This is a genomic window from Comamonas sp. A7-5 (genome assembly GCF_039581385.1).
GTDB classification, from domain to species: Bacteria; Pseudomonadota; Gammaproteobacteria; order Burkholderiales; family Burkholderiaceae_C; genus Comamonas; species Comamonas thiooxydans.
On record NZ_JBCPWO010000005.1, the window covers coordinates 284519 to 299668 of the forward strand.

Here is a 15150-nt window from a genome sequence, read left to right on the forward strand (position 1 = left end):
GCAACCAACAGGCCTTCCAAAGAATTTTTACTGTTAAGTACTTTGACAAGGACGCTAACCAGCGCCAACTGGCACCGGCATGCGGCTCATAGAGCTTTATCCCAGCCAGGCCAGCAGGCTGCGCCACAAGGCTGCAGCATGCGAGATGAGAAACAGCAGCAAGCCGATGGCGCCGCCCACCAGCGTGCCGTTGATGCGTATGTACTGAAGATCCTTGCCGATATGCGCCTCGATCAGCGTGGCCAGTTGCTCGGCATCCCAGCGCTGCACCGTGTCGGCAATATGTCTGGCGATGAACTGCGAGACATCGGGCGCCAGCGTCGTCGCCCAGCGCTTGAGGCGCTCGTTCATGGAGCTGCGCAGTGCCTCGTCATGCGCCAGCGCCTGGCCCAGCCAGCGCCCCATCACGGCGGCGCGGCGCGCCATGGCCGAATTCTCGTCGGCCAGATCGCGCTCCAGCCGGGCGCGCCAGCCGGCCCATAGCTCGCGCAGGTAGACGGCCAGCTTCTCGTCATGCAGCAGATAGTTGCGCAGCTTTTCCACACGCTCGGCGTAGACGGGGTCGTTCTGCAGACCGTCGATCAGGCGCTGTATCGAGTTGTCGAAGGCCTGGCGCAAACGGTGGCCGGGGTTCTGGGCCACGTCCTGCAGCAGGCTGTCCAGAGCGCTGGCAATCACGCTGGCGCCCTTGTCGCTGAGCCAGTCCGTGGGCAGCATTTTTTCCTTGATCGGGTGCTCTCGCTTGAGCCAGACCACGATGGTCTGCGCGATCAGCACATGGGTCTGCTCCTGGCGCAGCACGCGGCTGATGCGCGCCAGCACATCGTCGAGCACCTCCTGGTGGCGCCCACCCGCCGTCAGCCCCGACAGCAGCGATGCCGCCGCGCGCGACAGATCCACATGCTGCATCACGGCCTTGAGCGACTGGGTCAGAAACTTCTCTACCTGCTTGTCCTGCACCATCTCCAGCGCGGCCAGCGCCAGTCGCGCCACCTGCCTGCCCAGCAGCTGGCTGTTGGCGGGAGTCGTCAGCCAGTCCGCCAGCGCCTGGGCGGGGTTGTTGCGCTCGATCAGCGCCACCAGCGAGGGCGCGTCGAGAAACTTGTCGCGCACGAAAGTGGCCAGGTTGTTCCCTATGCGATCCTTGTTGCGCGGGATGATGGCCGTGTGCCGCCCCACCAGCGGCAGCGGAATGTGGCGAAACAGCGCCGAGACCGCAAACCAGTCGGCCAGCGCCCCCACCATGGCGGCCTCGCAGATGGCCCGCAGACATACCAGCCACAGCGGCACGGCCTGGCCCTCCAGCCCCCAGCGCGAGCCCGCCAGCGCCGTGGCGATGAAGCCGGCCGTCACCAGCAGCAGCAAAATCAGCGGCAGCCGCTTGGCGCGCTGCAGGGACAGGCGTTGTTCTTCGGTGAGCATGGCGCAAGCATAGGCGAGTCAGGCCGGCTCGCCTATGCCTCCTGCCCCGATGGCCGCGCATGGCCTGCGCTGCGCCATTGCGACAACAGGAGGCAGGCTTTTGCAATTGCACCGAAAATAGCGCTCCTGTATTCCCTGACTCTCGAAAAATCATGACCGACGCCACCCGCCCCGAACTGCCCGACCATCTGTCCGTTGACCCTCGCAGCCCCCACCATGTGGCCGCCGTGTTCGAGCACGATATCGGCATCCGCTTCAACGGCAAGGATCGCTTTGACGTCGAGGAATACTGCGTCAGCGAAGGCTGGGTCAAGGTGCCCGCCGGCAAGACCCTGGACCGCAAGGGCAAGCCCCTGCTGATCAAGCTCAAGGGCACGGTCGAAGCGTATTACCGTTGACCCCCTGAGGCGCGCTTGTGCGCCTGGGCGGCCCCGCCTTCCATGGCCTCGCGGCGGGGTGGCAGGGCACTGGCCTGCCGACTCCGACTCGGGTCGCGCCCCAATAAAAAGAGCTGTTTGTGGTTTATTTACAAGGATTTCACATGCTTTCAGCACTGAAACCTATTAATAACAAGCGCTAACAGCTCTTTTTTAATGAGCATTCACTCAATCAAGCCAAGGCTTCTGCCGGGCCGAAGAACTCGTAGTGCACCTGGGCGTCGGGCACGCCCAGCTCGCGCAGCGACTGCTTGACGCTGCGCATGAAGCCGCGCGGGCCCAGGAAGTAGACATCGGCATCGCGTGACTCAGGCAGCCACTGGGCCAGTCGGTCGGTGCTCAGCAGGCCCTGGGCATCGACCTCGTCGCCCGCGTCCGCCTGGTCGTAGCAATAGCGGCGTGTGAGCTGCTCGTGGCTGTTAGCCAGCGCATCGATCTTCTCGCGGAAGGCATGTACGCCGCGATCACGCGCGCAGTGGATGAAGGTGATCTCGCGCCCCGTGGGCAGCGCGGCCTGTAGCATGGGCAGCGTGGGCGTGATGCCCACACCGCCGCTGATCAGCACCAGGGGCTTGGCATTGGCCTGCAAGGTGAAATGGCCGGCAGGCGGGAACAGCTCCAGCGTATCGCCCACGTGCAGCTGGTCGTGCAAATGGTTGGAGACCTTGCCGCCGGCCTCGCGCTTGACGCTGATGCGATAGCTCTTGCCGTTGGCAGGCGCCGACAGCGAGTAGTTGCGGCGCTGCTCCAGGCCGTCGACTACCACGCGCAGGCCGATGTACTGGCCTGGCTGATGGGCAATCACCGCGCCGCCGTCCACGGGTTCCAGATAGAAGGACGTGATCTCGGCGCTTTCGGCCTCTTTGCGCACTAGCTTGAAGGCACGCGCACCACGCCAGCCGCCTTCGGCTGCCGCAGTCTGCTCGTACACCGCGCGCTCCGCACCGATCAGGATATCGGCCAGCTGCTGATAGGCGGCGGCCCAGGCGGCGATCACCTCATCCGTGGCGATCTCTGCCCCCAGCACCTCGCGAATGGCGCGCAGCAGGCAGGCACCGACGATGGGGTAATGCTCGGCCTGTACCTGCAGCGCCACATGCTTGTTGATGATTTGCGCAGGCAGATTGCCCAGGTTTTCCAGTCGGTCGATGTTCTTGGCATACATCAGCACGCTATGTGCCAATGCTCGCGGCTGAGCACCGCTTTGCTGGTGCGCCTGGTTGAACAGCGGGCGCACCTCGGGATACTCACCCAGCATGGTCTGGTAGAAATGCGTGATCAGGGCCTCGCCGCCGGTTTCCAGCAGCGGTACGGTGGCCTTGACGATCTCGCGTTGACGTTCGGTAAGCATGCAAATCTCCTGGTTGCTGCCTTGCCAGCTGCAAGGCTTGAGCGGATAAATGCAAACGGCGTGCCAGCAACAAGACCATTGCAGAACAATGGCTTGCAAAAACATGCGTCAATATGACATCCATCAATTGCTGTCTCATTGACACCACCCGATGTCGTTATGACAACATCTCACATTCTCAACGCCGTCAGCCCGCTGATCGCCGATCTAGCCCAGGACCTGTCCGAGCGCGAACGTCTGCGCCGTCTGCTGGCCGCACTGCGCAATCTGTTGCCCGCCGATGCCGTAGCCCTGCTGAAGCTCGAAGGCGAATGGCTGCGCCCCATGGCGATCGACGGCCTGATGCCGGACACGCTGGGCCGGCGCTTTCGCCTGGGCGAGCATCCGCGCTTTGCCCAGTTGCTGGCGGCCGGCCAGGCCATGCGCTTTGAACCCGACAGTCCCCTGCCCGATCCCTATGACGGGCTGGTGGCGCACAAAGGCCAGGCCATCAGCGAGCTGCATGTGCATGACTGCATGGGCTGCGTGCTGCAGCTGGGCGGCCTGCCCTGGGGACTGCTGACGCTGGACGCACTGGAGCCGGGCCGGTTCGCCGACCCCGCGGCGCTGGCCATGCTGCAGGCCTTCAGCAATCTGGCCGCAGCCACCGTGGCCACGGCCGAGCGCGTGCACCAGCTTTCCCAGCTCGCGCGCGGCGCCACCGGCTCTGCCAGTCCCGCCGCGCCACAGGAGCGCGGACTGCAGGGCGCAAGCCCCGTCATGCGCCAGCTGCAGAAAGACATTGCCCTGGTCGCAGCCAGCGATCTTTGCGTGCTCGTCACCGGCGAAACCGGCACCGGCAAGGAGCTGGTGGCCCAGGCCGTGCATGCGCAGTCGGGCCGTGCCGACAAGCCCATGATCAGCATCAACTGCGCGGCCCTGCCCGACAACCTGGTCGAGAGCGAGCTGTTCGGCCATGTGCGCGGGGCCTTCACGGGAGCACTGAGCGAGCGCAGCGGCAAGTTCGAGCAGGCGCATCAGGGCACGCTGTTCCTGGACGAGGTCGGCGAACTGTCGCTGCCCGTGCAGGCCAAGCTGCTGCGTGTGCTGCAAAGCGGCCAGCTGCAGCGCCTGGGCTCGGACCGGGAGCACCATGTGGATGTGCGCGTGATCGCCGCCACCAACCGTGACCTGGCTGCGGAAGTCCACGCCGGGCGCATGCGCGCGGACTTCTATCACCGCCTCAATGTCTATCCGCTCGCCGTGCCGCCGCTGCGAGAGCGCGACAGCGACGTGCTGCAGCTGGCGGGCTATTTCCTCGAGGAGAACCGCTCCAGGCTCAGGCTGGGCGGCCTGCGCCTGGATGCGGCCGCACAGGCGGCCTTGCTCAATCGCAGCTGGCCCGGCAATGTGCGCGAGCTCGAGCACTGCATCAGCCGCGCCGTGCTCAGGGCCCTGAGCCGCAATGACGGCAGCGCCAGCCGCGCGGGAACCAGGCTGCGCATCGTGACCCTGGGACTTGCCGATCTCTGGGAGCGGGCCGAGGCGCCTGCCGCCGCACAGGTCACAGCACCCATGGACCCGGCCACGCCGGCGGCTGCGCCCGAGGCCGGCCTGCGCGCCGCCGTCAGCGCCTATGAGCGCCAGCTGGTCAGCTCCAGCCTGGCCCGCCACCGGGGCAGCTGGGCCGCCGCAGCGCGCGAGCTGCAGCTCGATCGAGCCAATCTGCAGCGCCTGGCCAAGCGGCTTGAGATCGACAGGCCTTGATCAGCGGCCCTGGATGCCCAGCAGCTCCACATCGAAGTTCAGCGTGGCATTGGGGGGAACGGCACGGCCTGCACCACGGCTGCCATAGGCTATGCCGGGAGGGCATGTCAGCTTGGCCTTGCCGCCCACTTTCATCTTTTGCACGCCCTCGGTCCAGCAGGGAATCACGCCAGTGAGCGGGAACTCGATGGGCTGCTTGCGTGCATAGGAGCTGTCGAACTCCTTGCCGGTATCGGGAAAGTAGCCGCGGTAGTGCACCTTGACGGTGTCCGTCGCCTTGGGACTGGGCCCGCTGCCTTCGACCTGGCTTTCATAGATCAGCCCGCTGGCGGTAGTGACTGGCGCAGCATGAACCACTGCGCCAGCCCCCATGGCCCATACAAACCCGATCACGGAGACTGCTTTTTTCATATCGGATGCGCTGAATAAACAAAACCCGACTTTATTACGAAGTCGGGTCGAAAAGATGTCATAGCAGCAATGCCGTCGGCCGCATCTTCTCAGGTCCGGGCAATGCCGATATCGTCCAGTGCCTTGGACAGATGCGCCACTGAGCGATCCGAGTCATGCCATTTGTCCAGGCCGAACAGGCCGATGCGGAAGGTTTTGAAGTCCGGGCCTTCATCGCATTGCAGCGGAACGCCCGAGGCGGTCTGCAAGCCCACCTTGAGGAAGGCACGGCCGCTCTGGATTTCCGCGTCAGTGGTGTAGCTCACGACCACGCCAGGCGCCTTGTAGCCCTCGGCCGCGACGCTGGGGAAGCCGCGCGATTGCAGCAGCTCGCGCACCTTGCGACCCAGTTCCATCTGTTCTTCGCGCACCTTGGCAAAGCCGTATTTGCGCGTCTCCAGCATCACGTCGCGCAAGCGCAGTAGCGCGTCCGTGGGCATGGTGGTGTGATAGGCGTGCTGGCCTTTTTCGTAGCCCTCGGCAATCTGCATCCACTTCTTCAGGTCGCAGGAGAAGCTGGAGCTCTGCGTGTGCTCTATGGCCTCGCGGGCGCGCGCCGAGAGCATGACCATGGCGCAGCAAGGCGAGCTGCTCCAGCCCTTTTGCGGCGCCGAGATCAGCACGTCCACGCCGGTTTTTTCCATATCGACCCACATGGCGCCGGAGGCCACGCAGTCCAGCACGAACAGCGCGCCGACCTCGTGCGCGGCATCAGCGACGGTGCGCAGGTATTCGTCGGGCAGCATGATGCCGCTGGCCGTTTCCACATGCGGGGCAAACACCACCTTGGGACGCTCCACGCGAATGGTCTCGGCCACATCGGCTGCCGGGCATGGCGCCCAGGGGTCCTGGCTGCCCTCGCCCTGCTTGCGCGCCTTGCAGACCACGGAGCCGCCGCCCAGGCCCGCATCGGCATCGAAGATCTGCGTCCAGCGATAGCTGAACCAGCCATTGCGCACGATCAGCACCCGCTCGCGATTGGCGAACTGGCGCGCCACGGCTTCCATGCCGAAGGTGCCGCTGCCGGGAATCAGCACGGCCGTGTTGGCGTGATAGACGTCCTTGAGCATGCCCAGGATGTCCTGCATCACACCCACGAACTTCTTGGACATGTGGTTGAGCGCTCTATCGGTGTAGACCACCGAGAATTCGAGCAGGCCATCGGGATCGATATCGGGCAGAAGTCCGGGCATGGGGGTTATCTCCGCATAGAAAAACAGCTGGGCAGCTTATCACGCAGCGGTACAGCCTCTGGCCCGCCAGGCACGTTGGCTACACCCGCTGCGCCGCTCTTGTGCCAAGCTCACGCTCACGCCGCCGACTGCGACTGCTGAAACACCCGAATGCCTGCGCCTCCAACACCATCTGCCGACGCCTGCGCTTATGCAGCCCTTGAAGGGAAGCTGCAACCGCCCAGGCTTGGCCACGCCTGCGTGCCGCGCAGCAAGCTGCTGGGAATGCTGAAACAAACGCCGGACTGGCGGGTTCTGATGCTCCGCGCCCCGGCCGGTTACGGAAAAACGACGCTGATGAGCCTGCTCTTCAAGCGCCTGAGCAACCTACCTGCCACTTTTTGCCACTGGCTGACGCTGGATCCCAGCGATGAAGACCCCTTGCACCTGCTGACCCATTTGCAGGCCTGCATAGACCGCAACTGGGGCAGCCGCAGCGCCAGCGGCATCGCACGCTTTTCCGATCTGGGTGCGTGGCTGCAGGCCGTGGCCCTGCTGCCCGGGCAGCGGGTGCTTTTCCTTGACGAGCTGGAATCGGTGCAGACAAGCGCCTCGGTACGGTTGCTGCATCAGCTGCTGCGCTTTGCGCCGGACAATCTGCGTATCGTCGCCAGCGCCCGCCCCCATTCCCCCATTGCGCTCGCGCGCATGAAGGTCGGCGCGGGTCTGCTGGAGTGGGGCGCACGTCAGTTGCGCTTCGATGACGACGAAACCCGGGCCTTGCTGCAGGTGGGCAATGTCGGCCGCCCCCCGCCACCCCAGCCATGGCTGGAGCTGATCGCCCAACGCTGCGAGGGCTGGCCTGCTGCACTGCGCCTGGGGGCGCTCGCGCTGCATCGTAGCGAAAACGACCCGCGCTTCCTGGACATGCTGCAGGACAACCGCTCCGATCTGGCCGAATACTTGGCCAACGAGGTCTTCGAGCAACAGCCACCGCAATGGCGAGCCTTTCTGCTCGACACCTGCGTGCTGCGCTATCTGCTGCCCTCTCTGTGCGATGCGCTATGCGGACGCAGCGACAGCGCGCCGCTGCTGGAGGAGATGGCGCGGAGCCTGCAATTCATCACGCCGCTGAGCCAGGGGCCGGGGCAGAGCGGCGCCTGGATCTGCCACTCGCTGCTGCAGGATTTCTTGCGCAAGCGCCTGGACGCCCTTCACCCCGGTCGCGCCGCGCTGCTGCACTGCAAGGCAGCAGCCTGGCTGGAAGCCAGAGGCCTGCTGACCGAAGCCGTGGGACACGGTCTCGATTGCGGCAACCCGGATTTCGCTGCCGCGCTGGTGAACCGCGCAGCTCGCCCGCTGGTGCTCAGCGGACACCTGGCGACAGTCCAGCAAGCGATTGCCCGCCTGCCCGCGCATATCGCGGACAGCCATCCAGGCATTGTCTGGGCCTCTGCCCGCGCGCATGCCTATTTGCATCAGGTCGAGGAAGCTCAGGCGCGCTTTCAGCAGTTGCGCGCGCTGTCCGCCCAGCAGGCGTTCGACCGCCCGATGCGGGAGGACTATCTGGCGCTGGAGGCGCTGATCTCCATTGCCTCGGGCGATATGGAGCAGGTGCTTCGCGTCATCCAGCGCAATCTTTCATGGACCGAAGGTGACTATGCGCGAGGCAGCATGCTCAATGTGCAAGCCTATGCCGAGCTTGCGCGCATGAACTTCGATACGGCGCTGGCGCTGCTGGATCAGGCCGACCTCCACAACCGCAAGGCCTTGCACTTGTTCGGCCTGTCAGCTGCACAGGGGTTGCGTGCGGCCATCTGGAGTTCACGCGGCGAACTGCGGAAGGCTCTGGCTTGCTACAGCGGCCAGAGCATGGATGAACGCAGCGAGTATGCAGCCCCCGGCCTGGGGCTGCGCTGCGAATTGCTCTACGAAACCGACCAGCTTGATGCGCTGCAAGCGTTGCTGGCCCTGCATACGCCACATGCGGACGACTCCCAGGCCACTGATCTGGCGATAGGCAGCTATCTGGCTGCGGCACGGCTGGACTTTGCGCGCGGCAACCACGAGGCCGCGCAAGCCATTCTGGACAGGACGCTGGCACGCGCCCTGCAACGGAATTTTCACCGGCTGGTGATGGCTTGCCGCTGGGAGAAGGTGCGCATGGCCACGCTATCGGGCCAGCATGACCTGGCGCAGAAGCTGATGCCCGCAGAACGGCCCGATGCAGGCCGCTTTCACTTCGCCACCGATGCCGAGGCTGGCGACCTGACCTGGCTGCGCCTACTAGTGCGCAGCGGCCAGGCGCGCCAGGCACTGCCAGCCATTGCGCAGCGGCTGGCCCAGGCGCAGTTCATGCAGCGCGGCTGGCGCGCGCTCAAGCTCGGCATTTTGCATGCCTGCGCGCTGGACGCGCTGGGCCAATGCAGCGATGCCGACGCTGCATTGGCCTCAGCACTGGACACGGGTAGCCGACAAGGCTTTGTGCGCAGCTTTGCCGACGAGGGGCCGCCCGTGCTCGACCGCATCGGCGCCTGGTTGACCAGCGCCGCGCCACTGCCTGCACCGCGCGAATATCTCCACCAGGTGCTGGCGGCAGGACGCAGCACGGCTGATGCGCAGAAGAAGCCGCGACACATCGACACCTTCAGCCAGCGCGAGCGCGAACTGCTCCAGGCACTGGCACTTGGCGGACGCAACCAGGAAATCGCCCAACGGCTGCAACTGACTGAAAACACGGTCAAGTGGTACCTGAAACGGCTGTACATGAAGCTCGATGCACACAACCGCACGCAGGCCATCGCCCAGGCCCGGCGTCTGCACCTGCTGGACTGAGACACTGTTCACGAACCCACATGTCCGTTTTGATCGCTCATCTTGGACACTCGGGGTTCATTCACACCTTCCGACAACGCGCCCAGGGCCGTAGCGCGAGACGCCTGGGCGACTGCAAGACCTGGCGACAAACCCTAATACCACCCAAACAGGTGGTGACGCATCTTGCCCCCTGTTCCTAGACTGCCTGCCACACAACGAATGATGGAGGCAGGCAGCATGAGCAATCCACCGCAAGGATTCCCCACATCAGGCGCTCGGCAGCCCGGTTATGCATCGACGGCAGTGACCAACGCCGTCTTTTCCAAGGTCAGCTGGCGCATCCTGCCGCTGCTGCTGATTGCCTACATGGTGGCCTACCTCGATCGCGTCAACGTCGGCTACGCCCAATTACAGATGAAGGAGACCCTACCCTGGGATGTGGCTGTCTACGGCCTGGGCGCAGGAATTTTCTTCATCGGCTACTTTTTGTTTGAAGTGCCCAGCAACATGCTGCTGGAGCGGATCGGCGTGCGCAAGACGCTGCTACGCATCATGGTGTGCTGGGGCCTGATCGCCGCAGGCATGATGTTCGTGCAGACGCCGACACAGTTCTACATTGCACGCTTTCTGCTCGGGGCCTTCGAGGCCGGTTTCTTCCCCGGCATGATTCTGTATTTCACCTACTGGTATCCGTCAACGCGCCGAGGGCAAGTGATCGCGACCTTCATGGCAGCCACGACGATCATCGGCGTTCTGGCCGGGCCGTTGAGCGGTGCCACCCTCAAATACCTGAATGGGGTCAACGGCTGGCACGGCTGGCAATGGCTGTTCCTGGTGCAAGGCCTGCCCGCAGCAGTGCTGGGCGTGGTGGCTTTTTTCTGGCTGCAGGACAAGCCCGGCTCGGCCAAATGGCTGACCCACGCCGAAAAGGATGTGATCAACGAGAGCTTCGCCCAAGAGCAGAGCTCCGCCACCGACAAGGCCGCCAACGCCACCCACGGCCAGTTGCTACGCGATCCGAAGACGTGGCTACTCGCGCTGACGTATTTCTGCCTGCTTGGGGCCAGCTACACCATGGTGTTCTGGACGCCGACGCTGATCCAGAGTTGGGGCGTCAAGGACGTGCTGACCGTCGGCCTGCTGGCCGCCATCCCCAATGCCTGCGGCGTGGTGGGAATGATTCTGATTGGCCGCCACTCGGACCGCCATCGTGAGCGCCGTCTGCACTTTGCCGCCTGCACAGGCCTAGCCGCGGTTTGCCTGTACGCGACGACCCTGCTGCAGGGCAATCTGCCGGGCTCGCTGCTCGCTCTATCGCTTGGGGTCATCGGCCTGGCCTCGGCCACGCCGCTGTTCTTCGCCATGGTCAGCGAGTATCTGCCCGCCAAGGTAGCCGCCATCGGCATCGCCCTCATCAACTGCCTGGGCAACCTGGGCGGCGCCTTCAGCCCCTATGCGAACGCCCTGCTCATCAAGCAGACCGGCAACAACACCTACAGCATGTATCTGGTGATCGCACTGTATGTCTCAGCGGGTCTGCTGCTGCTCTTGAGCGTGCGCCCATCCCCAAGGCATGCCGTGCCGCAGGTGGCCTGAGTCGCCCCGGATACCTGCACGCAAGCCTCTATCTTCTATCCCCCAACAAGGAGTCCACTTCATGAAGACATCGATACAGGACATCCCCAGCCTCCAGGGCAAGATCAGCGCCGAGGAATGGCGCACGCGCATTGATCTGGCGGCTGCCTACCGCCTAGTCGCGCTGATGGGCTGGGACGATATGGTCTACACCCACATTACCGCCAAGATTCCTGGGCCGGAGCACCACTTTCTCATCAACCCCTACGGCATGATGTTCGACGAGATCACCGCATCCTCGCTGGTGAAAGTCGATCTTGCGGGCAATGTGGTGATGGACTCGCCCTTCCCCATCAATCCGGCAGGCTTCACCATCCACAGCGCCGTCCATGCGGCGCGCGAGGACGCGGGGTGCGTGCTGCACACCCACAGCGTCAACGGCGTGGCCGTGTCGGCGCAGGCGGATGGCGTGCTGCCCATCTCCCAGCAGTCCATCTTCGTGCTCAGCTCGCTCGGCTACCACGACTATGAGGGCGTAGCGCTGCGCGACGATGAAAAGCCTCGCCTGGTGCGCGACCTGGGCAGCAACAATTTCTTCATGCTGCGCAACCACGGCCTGCTGACCGTGGGCCAGAGCGTCGCCGACGCCTTCATGGCCATGTATACCTTCGAGTCGGTGTGCATGATCCAAGTACGCGCGCAGTCCGGCGGCGGCAGACTGACCATGATTGACCCGGCCATCATCGCCACCTCGGCGCAGCAGGCGCAGCAAGTCACCAAGGGCATGGGCTCCGGCGCGCTGAACTGGCCGGGGCTGCTACGCAGGCTGGACAGGCGCAGCCCCGGTTACGAACGCTAGCCCTCCGCCCTACCAGGTATCGACAAACCGGGCCGGCTCATCGCGCAGTCGCGCACCGGCCAGGCCGCGCACCAGCCAGGCGCGGGTCTCCGAGGGGTCGATGACGGCATCGACTTCCAGCGTGGCCGCCATGTGCATGGCCTCGCCATGCGTGTATTGCTGGGCCAGCAGCTTCTCAAACAGCTCCTCGCGCTGCGCGCCCTCGGGCAGGGCTTCGAGCTCCTTGCGAAAGCCCAGCCGCACAGCCCCTTCCAGGCCCATGGCGCCGAACTCGCCCGTGGGCCAAGCCACATTGAAGATGGGCGCATGAAAGCTGCCCGCCGTCATGCCCATGGCGCCCAGGCCATAGCCCTTGCGCAGCACCACGCTGAAGTATGGGACGCGCAGCTTGGCCGCCATGACGAACAGCCGGCTGACATGGCGCACCTGGGCGGTTTTCTCGATCTCCGGCCCGACCATGAAGCCGGGCGTATCGACCAGGCTGACGATGGCGATGCCGTGGGCATTGCACAACTGCATGAAACGCGCCGCCTTGTCGGCCGCATCGGCATCGATGGCGCCGCCCAGATGGCCCGGGTTGTTGGCCATCAATCCCACGGGCCGCCCCTCGATGCGCGCCAGCGCCGTGTGGATACCGGCGCCGAAGCCGGTTCTCAGCATCAACAGGCTGCCCTCGTCCACCAACCCGGCCATGGCTGCGCGCGTATCGTAGGCACGCAGGCGGTTCTCGGGCACGACCTGGCGCAGCAGACGCTGATCGGGCTCGGACCATTGCTCGACCCGCCCCTGGAAGAAGGACAGATAGTGCCTGGCCGCGGCCACGGCCTGGGCCTCGTCGTCGACCAGGATATCGATCACGCCATTCGCATGCTGCACGCTGGCGGGGCCGACTTCCTCGGGACGGAAGACACCCAGGCCGCCGCCCTCGATCATGGCCGGTCCGCCCATGCCGATATTGCTGCTGCGCGTGGCGATGATCACATCGCTGCAACCCAGCAGCGCCGCATTGCCCGCAAAGCAGCGGCCATGGGTGATACCCACCACGGGCACCTGGCCCGAGAGCGCCGCATAGGCCGCGAAGGTATGCACATGCAGGCCCGCGACCACGGGTGTGTCGGTATCGCCGGGCCTGCCGCCGCCGCCTTCGGCAAACAGCACCACGGGCAGTTTCTGCTGCAGCGCGATGCCCAGCATGCGGTCGGTCTTGGCGTGATTACGCGCCCCCTGGGTGCCGGCCAGCACCGTGGCGTCATAGGACATGACCACGGCGCGCGACCGCTCCGCGCCGAACTGCGCGGCATTGATGGAGCCCATGCCCGTGACCATGCCGTCGGCCGGCGTGTTGGCCACCAGATCGTCGAGGCTGCGCCTGCGTGTCTGCGCGGCAATCGCCAGCGCGCCGTACTCGATGAAGCTGCCTTCATCGCAGAGATCGGCAATGTTCTCGCGCGCGCTGCGGCTGCCCTGGGCATGGCGCCTGGCCATGGCATCGGGCCGCGCCGCATCGAGCGTGAAGCCATGGCGATCCCTGACGCGCTGCAGATCGGCCCGGATGTGGCCCGGGTCCTGCCGCTGCGGCACCACCTCGGCATGCGCTGCATCGCCTTGAACGGGCGCGAGCACCAGCAAGGCCTGGTCCTGCGCCACATAGCTGCCGGCCTCCGCCAGCAGCGCCTGGACCCGGCCCGCAGCCTGCGCGAACAACACATGCTGCATCTTCATGGCTTCGAGAATGCCCAGCTCGGCGCCCTTGGCCACCGTCTCACCCACCGCAACAGACCACTGCACGACCCTGGCCGGCATGGGAGCCAGCACTGCATTTTCAGGAGCTTGCTGCTCTTGCAATACATTGCTTTCAGACTTAAAAATATCTGAATTCATTGAATGACTTGCGCTTGAAGCTATCTTTTCTGCAGCTTCCACCAGCTGCGGCAGGACCTCTTCGAGCCAGCGCGTGTGCACGGTCTGCTCCAGCATCTCGGGCCGCTGGGCCAGGGCCTGCAGCAGCGGCAGATTGGTGGCAAGGCCCGCAATGCGGCAGTCGGCCAGCGCACGCCGGGAGCGGCGCAGCACATCCTCGAAACGCGGCGCGTGGCTGTGCACGACGAGCTTGGCCAGCAAGGTGTCGTAATGCGGCGACGGGCTGGCACCCTGCTGCGCATGACCGTCCAGGCGTATGCCGGGGCCTTGCGGCCAGTGCAGCTCGGCAATGCGGCCGCTGCCGGGGCGGGAGTTGCCCTGGGCATCGAGGGTTTCGGCATTGATGCGCCACTGCATGGCATAGCCGCGCGGCCGGGGCGGTGCATTCACATTCAGGCCCAGGTCGGCAAAATGCTCGCCCGCCGCAATGCGGATCTGGGCCTGCACCAGATCGACGCCAAAGACTTCTTCGGTAATCGTGTGCTCCACCTGCAGGCGCGGGTTGGCCTCGATGAACACATAGGGCAGGGACTGGGATTGCAGATCGACCAGGAACTCGAACGTGCCCAGGCTTTCATAGCGCAGTCTGGCCGCCATGCGCAGCGCGTCCTCGGTGATGCGCTCGCGCAGCGGCGGCGTCAGGCTGGGGCTGGGCGCAATCTCCACCAGCTTCTGGAAGCGCCGCTGCAGCGTGCATTCGCGCTCCCCCAGCGCCATCGGCCATTCGCTGCCGTCACCCAGCAGCTGGATCTCGATATGGCGCGCGCCGCTCATCAGCCGCTCGACATAGACGCCGTCCACGCCGAACGCCGCTTGCGCCTCGCTGCGACAGCGCTGGTAGGCGGCCGCCACTTCTCCGGCCTCGGTGACCGCACGCATGCCGCGCCCGCCACCGCCGCCAATGGCCTTGATCATGATGCCGCTGGCACCGTCGGCCTGCTGCCGCGCGAAGAACTGCTGGGCCTGCTCCAGCGTCACGGCCTCGGTGCTGCCAGGCATCAGGGGCACACCGCATTGCTGTGCCAGCGCGCGGGCTCTGGCCTTGTCGCCAAGCAGCGCCAGCTGCTCGGGCGTCGGGCCGATAAAGCGCAGCCCTGCTGCCGCACAGGCGCGCGCAAAGTCTGCGTTCTCGCTGAGAAAGCCATAGCCCGGGTGCAGCGCATCGCAGTCGTGCTGCTGCGCGATCCGCAGCAGCTGCGCGCCATCGAGATAGGCAGCCGGGCCGCTGGCGCCCAGTGCCTGCGCTTCGTCAGCAGCCTGCACATGCGGGGCCGCCGCATCATCGGCGGCGTACACCGCTAGGCTGGCAATGCCCAGCTCCTGCAGCGCTCGGATGATGCGCAGCGCGATTTCACCGCGGTTGGCGATCAGGACTTTCTTGAACATAGGACTCTCGTTTTA

The 15150-nt window shown here is 65.1% G+C and carries 10 protein-coding genes; 5 read left to right on the forward strand and 5 right to left on the reverse strand.

Annotated features, from left to right (window positions below; genetic code table 11):
- Nucleotides 1–96 precede the first annotated feature (96 nt).
- Nucleotides 97–1422: a DUF445 domain-containing protein gene (locus tag AAIL67_RS11610; RefSeq protein WP_063663623.1), complete on the reverse strand. Its 1326-nt coding sequence runs from the start codon at nucleotides 1420–1422 to the stop codon at nucleotides 97–99.
- Between the two features lie 152 nt (nucleotides 1423–1574).
- On the opposite strand from AAIL67_RS11610, the gene AAIL67_RS11615 reads away from it, so the two are divergent.
- Complete coding sequence (locus tag AAIL67_RS11615) at nucleotides 1575–1820, forward strand: DUF3297 family protein (protein WP_063663621.1); 246 nt, start codon at nucleotides 1575–1577, stop codon at nucleotides 1818–1820.
- Nucleotides 1821–2031: 211 nt separating this feature from the next.
- Here AAIL67_RS11615 and hmpA read toward each other — a convergent pair whose 3' ends face one another.
- Nucleotides 2032–3210, reverse strand: a complete 1179-nt coding sequence (gene hmpA / locus AAIL67_RS11620; protein ID WP_343484074.1) for an NO-inducible flavohemoprotein — start codon at nucleotides 3208–3210, stop codon at nucleotides 2032–2034.
- A gap of 159 nt (nucleotides 3211–3369) precedes the next feature.
- On the opposite strand from hmpA, the gene norR reads away from it, so the two are divergent.
- Nucleotides 3370–4956 (forward strand): nitric oxide reductase transcriptional regulator NorR, encoded by a 1587-nt coding sequence (norR, locus tag AAIL67_RS11625; RefSeq protein WP_063663618.1) that lies wholly within the window; start codon nucleotides 3370–3372, stop codon nucleotides 4954–4956.
- On the opposite strand, the gene AAIL67_RS11630 is transcribed toward norR, so the two are convergent.
- Both AAIL67_RS11630 and AAIL67_RS11635 read right to left on the reverse strand, forming a co-directional pair.
- Nucleotides 4957–5367: an FKBP-type peptidyl-prolyl cis-trans isomerase gene (locus tag AAIL67_RS11630; protein ID WP_063663613.1), complete on the reverse strand. Its 411-nt coding sequence runs from the start codon at nucleotides 5365–5367 to the stop codon at nucleotides 4957–4959.
- An 89-nt stretch (nucleotides 5368–5456) separates the two neighbouring features.
- Complete coding sequence (locus tag AAIL67_RS11635; protein ID WP_034354975.1) at nucleotides 5457–6599, reverse strand: aminotransferase class V-fold PLP-dependent enzyme; 1143 nt, start codon at nucleotides 6597–6599, stop codon at nucleotides 5457–5459.
- A 264-nt stretch (nucleotides 6600–6863) separates the two neighbouring features.
- On the opposite strand from AAIL67_RS11635, the gene AAIL67_RS11640 reads away from it, so the two are divergent.
- The 3 genes from AAIL67_RS11640 (at nucleotide 6864) to AAIL67_RS11650 (ending at nucleotide 11829) form a co-directional block, all read left to right on the forward strand.
- Nucleotides 6864–9413, forward strand: a complete 2550-nt coding sequence (locus AAIL67_RS11640) for a LuxR C-terminal-related transcriptional regulator (protein WP_197483951.1) — start codon at nucleotides 6864–6866, stop codon at nucleotides 9411–9413.
- A 219-nt stretch (nucleotides 9414–9632) separates the two neighbouring features.
- Nucleotides 9633–10991 (forward strand): MFS transporter, encoded by a 1359-nt coding sequence (locus AAIL67_RS11645; RefSeq protein WP_063663941.1) that lies wholly within the window; start codon nucleotides 9633–9635, stop codon nucleotides 10989–10991.
- A gap of 61 nt (nucleotides 10992–11052) precedes the next feature.
- The gene (locus AAIL67_RS11650) at nucleotides 11053–11829 is read left to right on the forward strand and encodes a class II aldolase/adducin family protein (protein ID WP_034395812.1); all 777 of its coding nucleotides are present in this window, start codon (nucleotides 11053–11055) and stop codon (nucleotides 11827–11829) included.
- Nucleotides 11830–11838: 9 nt separating this feature from the next.
- On the opposite strand, the gene AAIL67_RS11655 is transcribed toward AAIL67_RS11650, so the two are convergent.
- Nucleotides 11839–15135, reverse strand: a complete 3297-nt coding sequence (locus AAIL67_RS11655; RefSeq protein ID WP_343484075.1) for a carboxyl transferase domain-containing protein — start codon at nucleotides 15133–15135, stop codon at nucleotides 11839–11841.
- Nucleotides 15136–15150 lie beyond the last annotated feature (15 nt).

Coding starts and splice junctions, on each gene's coding strand:
- AAIL67_RS11610 (WP_063663623.1), bottom strand. CDS start 1,422: ATGCTCACCGAAGAACAACGCCTGTCCCTGCAGCGCGCCAAGCGGCTG.
- AAIL67_RS11615 (WP_063663621.1), top strand. CDS start 1,575: ATGACCGACGCCACCCGCCCCGAACTGCCCGACCATCTGTCCGTTGAC.
- hmpA (WP_343484074.1), bottom strand. CDS start 3,210: ATGCTTACCGAACGTCAACGCGAGATCGTCAAGGCCACCGTACCGCTG.
- norR (WP_063663618.1), top strand. CDS start 3,370: ATGACAACATCTCACATTCTCAACGCCGTCAGCCCGCTGATCGCCGAT.
- AAIL67_RS11630 (WP_063663613.1), bottom strand. CDS start 5,367: ATGAAAAAAGCAGTCTCCGTGATCGGGTTTGTATGGGCCATGGGGGCT.
- AAIL67_RS11635 (WP_034354975.1), bottom strand. CDS start 6,599: ATGCCCGGACTTCTGCCCGATATCGATCCCGATGGCCTGCTCGAATTC.
- AAIL67_RS11640 (WP_197483951.1), top strand. CDS start 6,864: ATGCTGAAACAAACGCCGGACTGGCGGGTTCTGATGCTCCGCGCCCCG.
- AAIL67_RS11645 (WP_063663941.1), top strand. CDS start 9,633: ATGAGCAATCCACCGCAAGGATTCCCCACATCAGGCGCTCGGCAGCCC.
- AAIL67_RS11650 (WP_034395812.1), top strand. CDS start 11,053: ATGAAGACATCGATACAGGACATCCCCAGCCTCCAGGGCAAGATCAGC.
- AAIL67_RS11655 (WP_343484075.1), bottom strand. CDS start 15,135: ATGTTCAAGAAAGTCCTGATCGCCAACCGCGGTGAAATCGCGCTGCGC.